11 protein-coding genes are annotated in these 13,077 nt (G+C 38.3%); 4 read left to right on the top strand and 7 right to left on the bottom strand.

Features of this window, described 5'->3' with window-relative positions:
• Nucleotides 1–149 precede the first annotated feature (149 nt).
• Entirely contained in the window at nt 150–932 is a 783-nt protein-coding gene (locus ABWU86_RS05830; protein WP_353321961.1) for a tyrosine-protein phosphatase, read from the top strand.
• A 20-nt stretch (nt 933–952) separates the two neighbouring features.
• Nucleotides 953–1,891 carry an alpha/beta hydrolase gene (locus tag ABWU86_RS05825; protein WP_353321959.1) on the top strand — a complete coding sequence of 313 codons (939 nt, stop codon included), beginning with the start codon at nt 953–955 and terminating at the stop codon, nt 1,889–1,891.
• 39 nt (nt 1,892–1,930) lie between these two features.
• Here ABWU86_RS05825 and ABWU86_RS05820 read toward each other — a convergent pair whose 3' ends face one another.
• From ABWU86_RS05820 to purB, 3 genes are all read right to left on the bottom strand, one after another.
• Complete coding sequence (locus ABWU86_RS05820) at nt 1,931–3,166, bottom strand: TPM domain-containing protein (protein WP_353321957.1); 1,236 nt, start codon at nt 3,164–3,166, stop codon at nt 1,931–1,933.
• Nucleotides 3,167–3,257: 91 nt separating this feature from the next.
• Entirely contained in the window at nt 3,258–3,809 is a 552-nt protein-coding gene (locus ABWU86_RS05815; RefSeq protein WP_353321955.1) for a hypothetical protein, read from the bottom strand.
• 89 nt (nt 3,810–3,898) lie between these two features.
• Nucleotides 3,899–5,194 carry an adenylosuccinate lyase gene (gene purB / locus ABWU86_RS05810; RefSeq protein ID WP_353321953.1) on the bottom strand — a complete coding sequence of 432 codons (1,296 nt, stop codon included), beginning with the start codon at nt 5,192–5,194 and terminating at the stop codon, nt 3,899–3,901.
• A gap of 233 nt (nt 5,195–5,427) precedes the next feature.
• Here purB and ABWU86_RS05805 point away from each other — a divergent pair, with 233 nt between their 5' ends.
• Both ABWU86_RS05805 and ABWU86_RS05800 read left to right on the top strand, forming a co-directional pair.
• A complete protein-coding gene (locus ABWU86_RS05805; RefSeq protein ID WP_353321951.1) occupies nt 5,428–6,720 on the top strand; it encodes an adenylosuccinate synthase in 1,293 nt (430 codons plus the stop codon).
• 18 nt (nt 6,721–6,738) lie between these two features.
• Nucleotides 6,739–7,704, top strand: a complete 966-nt coding sequence (locus tag ABWU86_RS05800) for a GMP reductase (RefSeq protein WP_353321949.1) — start codon at nt 6,739–6,741, stop codon at nt 7,702–7,704.
• 43 nt (nt 7,705–7,747) lie between these two features.
• Here the strand turns inward: ABWU86_RS05800 and ABWU86_RS05795 are convergent, their stop codons facing one another.
• The 4 genes from ABWU86_RS05795 to ABWU86_RS05780 all read right to left on the bottom strand — a co-directional run bounded on the left by ABWU86_RS05795 (nt 7,748) and on the right by ABWU86_RS05780 (nt 12,955).
• On the bottom strand, nt 7,748–9,553 hold the full coding sequence (locus tag ABWU86_RS05795; protein ID WP_353321947.1) for a BspA family leucine-rich repeat surface protein: 1,806 nt from the start codon (nt 9,551–9,553) through the stop codon (nt 7,748–7,750).
• Nucleotides 9,554–9,705: 152 nt separating this feature from the next.
• Nucleotides 9,706–10,053, bottom strand: coding sequence for a hypothetical protein (locus ABWU86_RS05790; RefSeq protein WP_353321945.1), 348 nt, complete (start codon nt 10,051–10,053; stop codon nt 9,706–9,708).
• A 454-nt stretch (nt 10,054–10,507) separates the two neighbouring features.
• On the bottom strand, nt 10,508–12,148 hold the full coding sequence (locus ABWU86_RS05785; RefSeq protein WP_353321943.1) for a hypothetical protein: 1,641 nt from the start codon (nt 12,146–12,148) through the stop codon (nt 10,508–10,510).
• A gap of 135 nt (nt 12,149–12,283) precedes the next feature.
• Entirely contained in the window at nt 12,284–12,955 is a 672-nt protein-coding gene (locus ABWU86_RS05780; RefSeq protein ID WP_353321941.1) for a hypothetical protein, read from the bottom strand.
• Between the last annotated feature and the right edge of the window lie 122 nt (nt 12,956–13,077).

Genomic DNA, 13,077 nt, shown 5'->3' with positions numbered 1-13,077 from the left:
TTACCTTTTCCATTAGATATAAATTCTTTTAACTTACTTTTAATATTCGTAATAAATAATCCACATAATTCTACTTCTGACTTTCTTTATTAGTATTTTTCTTTTACAATGTAATAAACACATTTCGCATTCCAAAGGAGGGAACCAATATGACTAACCAACGCTTACTAAATATCGAAAAAGGTTATAACTTCCGTGAATTAGGTGGTTATCAAACCGCTGATGGTAGACACGTTAAATGGAACAAAGTCTTACGTTCCGGTGAATTAGCTGAGCTATCTGAATCAGATTTAAACTTCTTAGCAACTTACGGTGTCAAATACGACGTCGACTTACGTTCAGATGCTGAACGTGAGAAAGCTTCTGACAAGCTTCCTAACAACGCTGAGCTGATCAAGAACCCCGTTTTCAACAGTGGTCACGACAAGACTGAACGTCAATACGCTGAACAATACATGTTTGACGCCACTCGTGGTAAGGCCAACATGATTCGTTCTTACCAATCAATGGTCACTAGTCCGGAAGCTCAAGCTGCTTTCAAAAATCTTTTTAAAGTTTTACTTCAAAATGATGGCGATGGCGTTGTATTATTCCACTGTGCTCAAGGAAAAGACCGTACTGGTCTATCCGCTGCCTTTTTCTTATTCGCATTAGGTGTCGATATCGATACCATCAAACAAGATTACTTAATTTCTAAAGAACAAATGGTGCCATACATTCGCTTAAAGGTTGATCAATACAGTAAATACGGTATGACTGAACCATTGGAACAAAATCTTCATGATTTATACACTGTCGACGAATCATATTTCGACGCCGCAATGGAAACCATTAACGAACAATATGGCAACATCAATAACTTTTTACATGAATTCATTGGTTTAACCGATGCAGATATTGATAAATTAAAATCCATCTATCTAACCGATTAAACCATATTGGAGGGATTTTTATGGGATTTAAAAAAACTGCTGTAGCATTAGGAATCATGTCGACTGCAGTCAGTACGACGGCCTTCCTATTCAGTAACTACTTATTTAAGTTAGGAATGAGTCGCAAAGATGACGAACCAGCACCACAAGCAAGCCAAATGCGTTTTGCTTACGCTTACTACCGTTATGTCGATTGGTTCCATGCCATCCCTAAAGAAGAATGGATCTTAAACGAAGTCGACACTGGTGAAAAAATGGTCGCATCTTACGTCCCAGCGGAAACACCAACTAAGAAAACCATTATTATGGCTCACGGAGTGGGGTGTAACCGTGAAACAATGGCGAACTTCATTAAGATGTACCACGAACTCGGTTTTAACGTATTAGCACCTGATGACCGCGCCCATGGTGATAGTGACGGTAAATATGTTAGTTACGGTTGGAAAGATCGTATCGACTACCTTCGTTGGATTCAATTAGTTCTCGAAAAAGTCGGTTCCGATGCCAAAATCTTAATGTTTGGTATTAGTATGGGAGCTGGAATTGTCACCATGTTAAGTGGCGAAAAGTTGCCTAAACAAGTTAAGGCCATCATCGCTGATTGTGGTTACACCAATGTTGGTGATGAATTTAACTACCTATTAAAGGATATGTTCCACTTACCACCTTACCCAATCGAACCACTAGTCAGTGCTATCAACTGGTACAAAGTTGGTTACCGTCTTCACAACGCTTCTTGTACTGAAGCATTGAAGAAAAACAAACTCCCAACATTGTTCATCCATGGGGATAGCGACATCTACGTACCAACTTACATGTCTTATGAAAACTATGCCGCATCAAAAGGACCAAAACAATTATGGATTGTTCCTGGTGCAGGACATGAAGAAAGCTTCTGGACTAACCCAGTCGCATACAAAAAACACGTTAAAGATTTTCTTCATACTCACTTTGATTAAAAACAAAAAAGAGTTTCCAATTTTCATTGGAAACTCTTTTTATTTATGACGTAATTGTTTTAATAATTGGCGTCTTAATTTTAATAATTTAGCTCGCATACGATGGCTTAAATGTTTGTGTTTTAATTGACGGTTAACCTTTTTCAAGTGTTGCTTAACCGTAAGAAGACTATGCTTAGGATGTGTTTTATTAACCACATCCCCTGTTGTATTTTGTCTAATTACATCCATCAATTGATCTAGTGCTTCTCGTTCTGCTGGTGTAATCAAGCCAGTTTGGTCGTAGACAATTGGACCGAAGCCATCGTTTTGAATCTTTTTGATTGTCGCACGCAAGGCATTCAATTGTTGATTTAAATCAATGACGGTAGCTTGGAGCGTGTTAATTTGCGCTTGTTGTTGTGCAATTTGCTTAGTTAATTGACTATTGTCAGGTTGCGGTACAACTGGTTGAGAATCATCTTTATCCGGCACGACTTTTTTGTCCGCATCTGATGGCTTATCTGCTGGAACGCTTGGTTGGTCGTGCTTTTCTTCCGCATCTTTATTAGCAATATCATTATTTGAATTATCAGCAGATGGTTGCTTGTTATCTGAATTTGACTTTGGCGCAGGTATAACCGGCTTAATTGCATCCAGCAATCCCGCTAATTGATATTGGTGACGTGAAGATAAGGTCGTCCCCGCAAAGCTATCATCATGATTTTGCAAAGCAGTTTTTGCTTCGCTTGTTAACATGGCATCACCCAATCGCACTAATCCATCGCCATGTTGACTGGCATCGACTTGCGCCAATTGTTGACTGAATTGCTTCAATAGCAGCTTTTTATTATGAATATAGTCTAAAACTGAACTGACGACATTTTCAACATCGCGATAACTAGCGAAGACATCGTCAGCATCTTTGGCTGCTTGTAAGTCGACTGGAATGGATTGAAGTAGATCATTTTCTTGCTTTAATAAACGTTGATAATCATCCACAGACAGGCCAAGTTGATTACAATAATTTTGCCAATCGCTAACGTTATCATTTCCTACGAAAGTGTCAGTACTTGGTAGTAATTTAACGAATCTTTCGCCTTCAGCAACTGTATTATTGGTTTGTGGTTGAACTAAGTTCTGCACCTCTTGTTCATAATCCGCAGCTAGTTTGGATAACAACTGCGGTAGTGCTTGCACCTGACTAGTTTCGTCAGCATGTACTGATGCCAAGCCACTATTTACCCCTATTGTAAGTAAAATAATTCCCAGCAATATTTGCGCTTTGAATTTCATTAATATCTCCCCTTTAAAACGTGATATTAATAATTACGCAAAACAGTGCTGGTTTTTTCTAAAATAAAAAAGCCGACCAGTCAGTCGACTTTTATTTAAAAGTAAGTGTCATCACAATTGAGGCGTTAATAAAAATGTAAATTAACACGTCGATTACTAAAAACTTCCAGTTAGCAACCACCGCTAGTTTAATTTCGCGCAACCATGCGGTTAAATAATTACCTTTACTAGATGCGCCGATGCCATCAATCACAGCTAAAGCGATTTTAGCGTAAATCAATGCCATCCCCGCAATCACGACTGTCGCAATCAACAAGACTAATCCACCTAACACATCACCGATTGGAAATGTGAAATATGCTAGTGTAAGTTGTTGTGCTGCCAACATAATTGTAATAATCGAGGGCACCACAATAATGCGACGTGATGGAATTAACGCACATAAAAGGTAGAATGCGAACACAACGGCCGCATAACCGATCGCACTAATTACGTGCGGGATATCAATTAGATGAAACATCACACGAATGGATTTCCAATGTGCGAAATGAGCTTTACTCATTGTGTAATAGACTGAAAATAAGAAAAATGGAACTGCAAACATCCAGCCTTGCTTAGTCATAAACGTAAAATTTTTCTTCATATATACCACCTTGTTAACATTCTAACTGATTTCTAATAAATATTAAAGATAAAAAAGGCCCGGTTTCCAATGAAACCAGGCTTTTTTAATTAGTTTAAACCACAACGTTTGAAAATTTCGTCGACGTGGCGGATGTGATAGTGATAATCAAAGGCATCATCGATGTCTGATTGAGTTAGTTTTTCAGTGATAGTGGTGTTACCTTCTACCAATGGTTTGAATTGTTTATTTTCATCCCATGCAATCGCAGTTAAAGGTTGAACTAGGTCATAAGCAGATTCTCTAGTCATCCCTGCTTCAACAAGTTTTAACATTACACGTTGTGAGTAAATTAAACCGTTAGTTAGGTTCAAGTTGCTTAGCATTCTTTCTTCAAAGACATCTAAGTCACGAACAATGTTGTTAAAACGGTGCAACATGTAATCAATTAAGATAGTTGAATCTGGTAGAATCACACGTTCAGCAGATGAATGAGAAATATCTCGTTCATGCCATAATGCCACGTTTTCCATTGCGGTAACAACGTGACCACGCATGACACGAGCTAACCCACAGATGTTTTCTGAACCGATTGGGTTACGTTTGTGTGGCATTGCTGATGATCCCTTTTGCCCCTTCGCAAAATGTTCTTCAACTTCATGAATTTCAGAACGTTGTAAACCACGAACTTCAGTCGCAAATTCTTCTAAACTAGTTGCGATTACGCCTAAACATGCGATGTAGTTGGCGTGTAAATCACGTGGTAGCACTTGGCTGGCCACTGATTGAGCACGAATGCCTAGTTTTTCGCAAACGTATTGTTCTACGAATGGGTCAACGTTGGCAAAAGTACCCACAGCACCGGAAATCTTACCAGCTTCAACATCTTTAGAAGCGATGTCAAAACGTTCTAGATTACGTTTCATTTCTTCGTACCAACGAAGTAACTTCAAACCAAATGTAGTTGGTTCAGCTTGAACACCATGGGTTCTTCCCATGATAACAGTGTCCTTATATTTAAGCGCCTTATTACCAATTGTTTCAATTAATTCTTCAATATCTCTTCTGATAATCGCGTTAGCTTGTTTTAAACGGTAACCTTGCGCAGTATCTACGATATCGGTACTGGTCATTCCAAAATGAATCCATTTACTCTCATCACCCAAGTATCTGGATACATCACGAGTAAATGCAACGACATCATGGTGAGTAGTCTTTTCAATTTCTTCAATTTCTTTTTCATCAAAGGTAGCGTTCTTTTGGATCTTAGCCAAATCCTCAGCCGGGATTTCTCCTAACTTAGCCCAAGCTTCATCAACAGCAACCTCCACAGCTAGCCATGAGGCGTATTGATTATATTTAGACCATACATTTCCCATCTCTGGTCTGGTATAACGATCAATCATCACAATCCATCCTTTCGGTATTTCATGATTCTATATTACCATATATAATTCGCATTTTCATCACTACAGAAAAAAATATTAATTTAATTGTTCGTTTTTGATTTGTTTTCCGAACAATATTTTCTCATTTGTTAAAATAGTTCTTGATTTTTATATTCACCATGGTAAAATCTTTCGTGGAGTGTTTTTTAAGCCACTCCTCAATACTAAAAGAAATATATGAGGTGAACTTGATGTCATCAATCGTTATTATAGGTAGCCAATGGGGCGACGAAGGGAAAGGAAAAATAACTGACTTTCTCAGTCAAGATGCTGATATGATCGTAAGATATTCTGGTGGAGACAACGCCGGCCATACCATCGTTATTGACAACAAGGAGTTTCACTGCCGTTTAATTCCTTCTGGTATTTTCTACTCAGACAAGTTAAGTATTATTGGTAACGGGGTGGTTGTTAACCCTGAAACCTTAATTTCTGAAATGGACTACTTAGAAGAAAATGGTTTTGATTACTCTGGTTTGCGCATTTCTAACCGCGCTCAAGTAATCATGCCATATCATATGTTATTTGACAAATTGCAAGAAGAACAAAAGGAACATAAAGTTGGTACCACCCACAAGGGAATCGGACCTGCTTATATGGATAAACTGGAAAGAATTGGGATTCGTGTCGCTGATTTAATCGACGAAAAGACCTTTGCTGAAAAGTTACATCAAGCCTTAAACATTAAAAACAACATTTTAGATAAGTTATACGACCAACCTGGTTTTGACTTTGACGAAATCTTTAACCAATATAATGAATACGCTAAAAAAATTGCACCATACGTAACTGATACTTCCCTACTTATTAATGAAGCATTAGATGCCAACAAGAAAGTATTATTCGAAGGTGCTCAAGGGGCAATGTTAGATATTGACCATGGAACTTATCCATACGTTACTTCATCTAACCCGACTGCCGGAAACGCAGCCACTGGTACTGGAATTGGCCCTAACCGTATCAATTCAGTAGTCGGTGTATGTAAAGCCTACACTTCTCGTGTTGGTGATGGTCCTTTCCCAACTGAATTATTCGACGAACGTGCTGACCGTATTCGTGAAATCGCTCATGAATATGGAGTCGTTACTAAACGTCCCCGTCGTATCGGTTGGCTAGATGCAGTGGTCCTAAAACACGCTGTAAGAACTTCCGGAATTACTGACTTATCACTAAACTGTCTAGATGTGCTATCTGGTTTTGATACTGTTCGTATCTGTGTTGGTTACAAACACGATGGCGAATTAATCAAGTACTACCCTGCTAACTTAGACTTCTTAGATGAATGTGAACCTGTCTTCGAAGACCTTCCTGGCTGGTCAGAAGATATCACTAGCTGCAACACTGTCGAAGAATTACCTGAAAATGCACAAAATTACCTAAAACGGGTTGCTGAACTAACTGGCGTAGAACTATGTACTTTCGCAGTAGGTCCAGATCGTGAAGCTACTAAGATTTTAAAAAATGTATGGGAAGACCATAAATAATGAAGTGAGGTCATAATAATGAAAACTTTCGATTATCATAATGTCCAATTATTGCCCGAAAAATGTATTATTAAGAGCCGTAGTGAAGCCGATACTTCCGTTCAATTCGGTCCTCGTAAATTCCAATTACCAATAGTTCCCGCTAACATGGAAACTATAATGGATGAAAATTTAGCCACCTGGATGGCTGAACACGACTACTTCTACGTAATGCACAGATTCCAACCAGAACAACGCCTAAACTTTGTTAAAAGTATGCATAAAAAAGGTTTATTCGCTTCAATTAGTGTTGGTATCAAAGATAGTGAATATGACTTCATTAACGAATTAAAGGAAGCTAACGAAGTTCCTGAATACACCACTATCGACGTTGCGCATGGTCATTCAGAATTCGTAATTCAAATGATCAAACACATCAAGAAAGTAATTCCAGAAACTTTCCTAATCGTTGGTAACTTAGGTACACCTGATGCGGTTCGTGAAATCGAAAATGCTGGTGCCGATGCCACTAAGATTGGAATCGGACCAGGTAAGGCATGTATCACTAAGTACAAGACTGGTTTCGGTACTGGTGGTTGGCAGCTTTCAGCCCTTAAATGGTGTTCAAAAGCTGCTACTAAACCAATGATTGCTGATGGTGGTATCCGTACTAACGGTGATTTAGCTAAATCAATTCGTTTTGGTGCTACTATGATGATGATTGGTTCAGTCTTTGCTGGTCACGTTGAATCACCAGGTGACATCGTTGAAAAGAATGGTAAGAAGTTCAAACAATACTGGGGTTCAGCTTCTGCTAAACAAAAAGGTGAACACCATAACGTTGAAGGTCGTCAATTATTAATCCCATTCAAGGGAAACATTGCTGACACCCTCCTAGAAATGAAAGAAGATTTACAATCATCAATTTCATACGCTGGTGGAAAAGACCTAATGTCACTTCGTAAGGTTAACTACGTCCTATTAGATAGCATTGATGAATCTTAATATATAAGAAAAAGCCTAACTCGATTGAGTTAGGCTTTTTTGTTTATCTCTTGTGGTGATCATGGCGATGAAATGCCACTAAACCTAATGATAAAACGATTAAAATTAAACCGAAGATTTCGGCTGCTTTAGTGGAACGTTGACCTGTTTGTGGTAATTCACTTTGGTGGTTGGCATTCACATTAGCGGATGGGTTAGTGGTTGGTTTAGTCGTATGACCTGTTTGGTGGTGCTTGTTAGTATTTGTAGTTGGCTTTCCAGTGTTATTGTCGTGGTCATCAATTACGCCATTAGATGCTGCGGAGCTATCAGCGGAACTTGAAGCACTAGATGCAGCGGTTGATGAAGAGCTGCTTTGAGATGAGCTAGCACTTGATTCCGCAGAACTACTTTGCGCACTACTTTGACTTGATGATTCCGAACTACTACTTGTTGCAATAGATGCTGCGCTGTTTTCTGATGAACTAGCACTTGATTCTGCTGGACTGCTTTGACCTGATGATTCTGCACTACTACTTGTTGCACTGGATGCAGCGCTGCTTTCTGATGAACTAGCACTGCTAGATGCATCTGAACTGCTGGATGAACTGTTAGAATCTGGTTCTGTTCCAGGTTTGTAGACCTTAACATCTGCATCTTGATCAGTTTGGTTGCCTAAAGTAATAGTTTGGGTACTGTTTTTATCCAATCCGTATCCATCAGGAATATTAACATTCACACTGCTACCAGGAACCCCCTGTAATAACAATGTTGAAAGCACTTGGTCTGGATGATCACGGTCGACAATTTTAATCACCGCCGCTACCCAATTGGATGACGCTGATTGAGTTGGGTCGTTTAGTACGGCTTGACCATCAACCAATTTGTAGTAATTCATATCACTCACTGAACTTTGGAATGCCATCTTGGACAAGTCCATATTAGGTCCAGTAACGATGCTAGATAATTGACGCTTTCCATCATCAATATCGGTTGGGTATCCATCATCTTTGCCATTAGGTTGTAAATCAAAACTTCTAGTGCTATCAGATTCCGAGTTAGAAAATCCAGCGATATTAATGTTTTTTAAGCTTGGAGTAGCAAAGAACATGTTTAGTAAGCTGGGATTATTAACGGTTTTAAAGTTAGAAATATCTAAGCTTGATAGTGAAACATCCCATGCGACAAAGTAATCAAAATTTGTCACATTTGAAACATTCAAACCATTTAAACCAATAATATTAGTTAAGTTGTAACTGTGGGCAAACATTTCTTGCATGTTAGTAACATTACTGGTGTCTAGTCCAGTTACGTTAATCGTTTTAACATTGTGATCTCCGGCAAACATTTCCAGAGAATAGTTTAGCTTAGGGGTCTTCCATGAACTGATATCGATTGATTCAATACTTTGGTCTTCCGCAAATAGACCATCAGAGTATTCCATATCAGATGCATCCACCTTATCTAAGCCAACAAATTCCTTTAAATTATGAAAGTCCCCTAACAATCTAGTGGATCTAGAAGGTAATTTAACGGAGTCATTAAACACAATTTTAGTAACTGCGTCTTTGTTCACATTGGCTGGGAAATCCATGGATAATATTCCATTCCCATTCAAAGTTAGAGTGCCATCTTTAGTGAAAGTGAAGTTAACAGTTCCCCATTGGCCAGTAGCTTGCACTTCTGAATCATCTGAAGAATTTGTTTTGGTCGTTTGTGTAGTATCACTAGCTGCAGCTGTAACAGATTGAGTGCCAATTAATGATAGACCTCCGGTTAGCGCAAAGGTCGCTACCGCCATTACAACCCAGTTTTTCTTTACTTTTCTTAATGTCTTTTTTTCATTTGTCCTTTTTAAATCTTGGTTCATGTTCATTCACCCCTTATATCTTGAATCAAAGTAAGCATATTCCTTTTTAGCCCACTATAATAGGGTTTTAATCAAAATTTACAAAAAGTAAAGAATTCTTAATTTTTGACATCAAAACGAAAAAAGACGACTTCTTGAGCCGTCTTTTTAATCTATTCAATTATTTTAATGTCGCTTGCTGGAACGTAACGATGACTTTTAATTTCATAGAAGGTTTGGTTATGCGTTTTGACCGTATTATAAACGTGTAAACGGGTGCGCTTAGGCAAGTAGATGCTGCCACGCTTATGTTTGGTGCTAGGCGTGAAGTAAGCGAATGTGTTGTTCTTGGCGACTTGGATAATGTAGACGCGGTTGTCCTTTTTATTAGGACGACGACGGGCAATTTTGGCGTGACGATTAGCGGAGACATTGGTGGCCATCTTGCTAACCACCCCAATTCCGGTCACGGAAATCAAACTAACTGCTGCAATCGCTGTGATAATCTTTTTGTTGGTCATTGACACGCCCTCCTTCATGGTTACTTTATTAACCTATAATTTATTCCTTTTATCTGAAAAAGGCAATATGTATTTTTTAAGTCAATCAGATCAAATATGTACGGATTGGGTTTGGGCTGTTCTAGAATCTAGTTTCTAACGTCGGGAATTTCATGGTTCTGGATTGAACAAATGGCGTGTAGGTGTGACCTTGACCATCGGTTAGACTATTGATTGCATTAATTGGTTTAGTTTCATTTTCATAACCGTAGACATATTGTGTCTTTAAATCATCGGTGTAACCAGCGGAGTTTTGGAAGTTGTCACCTTGCCAATCAATATTGAAACCGGAGAAGTCCCCGGAATTATTAAAGTCAAAATCATAATGGTGAAGTGTTGCTCGCCAACGTTCAATCCCAACTTTGACTGGATTTGATTTATAAGAACCCGGTTGGCTATAAACTTGATAGTTGGTTTAAGCTTGGTTTTTAATATAGTACATTCCGTATTGTGAAGGTCCATCGTCGTGCCAACCGTCGGAACTGGGTTGCGGTAAGTTATTAGCTTTGACTTTAATTTTGATGGTAAATGTTTGGCTATTTTTGTTCTTCATACCTTGGTAATTATATGAATCTGAGAGTGTATTTCCATTTTGAGAAATACTGATATTATCAGTAGAAACACTTTCGATAGTTAAACTATCAGGTACTTTATCCGTGAACGTCCAATAATCATCTTTATTAGTCTCGCGGGTGTCATAAATAGGTTCACTTCTATCTTGATATACCGGCTTTTTATTCGTACCAACGTTTACGGTGTAATTATGCCAATATTTGATATATCGTTCTGATGTGTAGTGTCGTTCGGGGTATTGACCCTTAATGGTATAAGTGTATCCTTCACCAGATTTATGAATTCTAGCCTTACTAGATGTTTTATTTAAAGTGGGTGTACCTGTAGGATTAGGTTTTGGGGGTAATTTACGGTATTTATAGGTGCGTGATGTAATGGTGAAGTTCCCATAACCTTCTCCGGAACCAAACGTGAACGTCTGGGTAGCACCTTTACCAGTGATATCGTAGAGAACGGAGTGGGTGTCGAAGTCTTCGGAAGACTTATTATTCGTGTAGATGGAACCGGGTTTACCACCGATGACGGTTGAGTTGTTTCCAGCACCTTTGATTAGATTATTAATCTTAGAACGGTATTTGATGATGGCGGATTTTTCTTTACCTCGAGAGTAGGTATAAGCGATGTCACCATTATCCCAATTAACAAATTTACCAGTTTGGTCATACCATTTGTCAGAATGCTTGATACCATTTGGTTGAGTCGCTTTTAAATAGTTGTTCATACTCATGGATGAGTAGCGGAAGAAGAAAGCATTATTTCTAAAGGAGTTAATCCCTTTGCCATCAACATCATCACTATCAGCTTGATTGGAATCATAACTAACCCCGTTTAGTGAGTTAAACGAGATATATGCTTTTTTGTCTTTATCCCAATTAATACCTTTAATTTCCCAAACAGCTTGAGCTGATAAAATACCGTCGTACCAAATTCCATTTTTAAAGTTTGGGCTAACATATACATCTGGTTTAACAGAAGAAGTACTCCATAAATTAGGTGGATAATAGGAGAAGTTTCTTATCGTTAAACTAACATCATAGGTTTCACCATTATATTTAACAGCGTTTGCATAAGTAATTACTATTTTTGAATTTCCCGGATTGTACTTTGGTAGCGTTACCTTATAAACGCGACCACCGTTTCCCATATGTTGAGCAACATTTTTACTATGCAAGTTTTTATTTGCTTCGTAAGTTTTAGTGTAAATACCAGTTGTTTGATTATAAGGCCATCCGGTGATTTCACTATTTTCAGTGATGGTTTTCTTTTTGAACTTAGCACCACCATATGCGTTTACTGTGGTGTCATCATCACCAGTATTTAATACTTTTAACTGATTTTTCTTCATTTCTTTCGGGTTCATTGTTTGGAGCTTATTGACAGTTGCTGCGTGAGTGTTAATCGGATGGCTATTTAAGACACCGATTGATGTCGCAACAGCAAAAACTCCAACGAATCGTTTTAATGATTTTTGCCAATTTATCATATATCTTTTTACTCCTCTCATGATTATAATAAGCGTCAGTTTAGCACAATCAGTTCGACTTAATATAGATGTAACTGTTTAATTTTTGGTAAAAAAAGAGCTTACTCGAATTGAGTAAGCTCTAGTAAGGTCTTATTATCTAACAATTAATACATATTTTGCATTAGCGGTAACAAATCTGTGACCTTTGATTTCATACATAGTCTTCTTGCCAACTTTTACAGTCTTAACAACATGGTACTTAGTACCTTTCTTGATTGCTTTACGACCAACATGGTACTTAGTGTTGGTTGACTTGTATGCATAAATCTTTTTAACAGTCTTAATTGTGTGGACTTTCTTAACTGTCTTTTTCGCTACAACTTTCTTCTTAATAACTACTTTCTTTACAGTCTTTTTGGCTGTCTTCTTAGTAGTTGTCTTAGCTGGAACGTAAACTGGCTTTGGTGAATGGTCTGAGCCATCATCAGTCCAAGGATTGTAGTTATTGTAATCAATCCCGATATTTTGCGCCAATCTATCATCGGTGTTTGGGTCAATACCCTTAGCTTTATCTTCAGCGATAATGTTAGCAACATCACGCTTATCATTATCAGCACTAGCTTTTGCGGCGGCGTCTCCAGCTTTATCAGCAGCTTCTCCATCAGCATCAGCTTGAGCTTTTTGCGCAGCTGTTTGATTAGGTGTACTTGTCATCCAACCTGAGTCCCAGCCTGAGTCGGCGTGGGCAATCGTGGTGGTTGAGATTCCTGCCATGATGGCAAATGGTGCTAGTAACATAATTAGTTTGTGGTTTAGTTTTTTCATAATAATTTCTCCTTAAACTCATTACAAAACTTCTGATCAAAGTGATATGTTTAGTTTTACATAAAAAACATGAACGTATTCTAAGCAGTCTAAATCGAGCGGTCTTTGTACCATCGTCATAG

Source organism: Apilactobacillus pseudapinorum (assembly GCF_040369555.1).
Lineage (GTDB): Bacteria > Bacillota > Bacilli > Lactobacillales > Lactobacillaceae > Apilactobacillus.
The sequence above is the reverse complement of the archived record's forward strand: the minus strand, read 5'-3'. Positions and strand labels throughout refer to the sequence as shown.

What these genes read in the sequence shown, in the direction of transcription:
- ABWU86_RS05830 (WP_353321961.1), top strand. Translation starts at nt 150, where the DNA reads ATGACTAACCAACGCTTACTAAATATCGAAAAAGGTTATAACTTCCGT.
- ABWU86_RS05825 (WP_353321959.1), top strand. Translation starts at nt 953, where the DNA reads ATGGGATTTAAAAAAACTGCTGTAGCATTAGGAATCATGTCGACTGCA.
- ABWU86_RS05820 (WP_353321957.1), bottom strand. Translation starts at nt 3,166, where the DNA reads ATGAAATTCAAAGCGCAAATATTGCTGGGAATTATTTTACTTACAATA.
- ABWU86_RS05815 (WP_353321955.1), bottom strand. Translation starts at nt 3,809, where the DNA reads ATGAAGAAAAATTTTACGTTTATGACTAAGCAAGGCTGGATGTTTGCA.
- purB (WP_353321953.1), bottom strand. Translation starts at nt 5,194, where the DNA reads ATGATTGATCGTTATACCAGACCAGAGATGGGAAATGTATGGTCTAAA.
- ABWU86_RS05805 (WP_353321951.1), top strand. Translation starts at nt 5,428, where the DNA reads ATGTCATCAATCGTTATTATAGGTAGCCAATGGGGCGACGAAGGGAAA.
- ABWU86_RS05800 (WP_353321949.1), top strand. Translation starts at nt 6,739, where the DNA reads ATGAAAACTTTCGATTATCATAATGTCCAATTATTGCCCGAAAAATGT.
- ABWU86_RS05795 (WP_353321947.1), bottom strand. Translation starts at nt 9,553, where the DNA reads ATGAACCAAGATTTAAAAAGGACAAATGAAAAAAAGACATTAAGAAAA.
- ABWU86_RS05790 (WP_353321945.1), bottom strand. Translation starts at nt 10,053, where the DNA reads ATGACCAACAAAAAGATTATCACAGCGATTGCAGCAGTTAGTTTGATT.
- ABWU86_RS05785 (WP_353321943.1), bottom strand. Translation starts at nt 12,148, where the DNA reads ATGATAAATTGGCAAAAATCATTAAAACGATTCGTTGGAGTTTTTGCT.
- ABWU86_RS05780 (WP_353321941.1), bottom strand. Translation starts at nt 12,955, where the DNA reads ATGAAAAAACTAAACCACAAACTAATTATGTTACTAGCACCATTTGCC.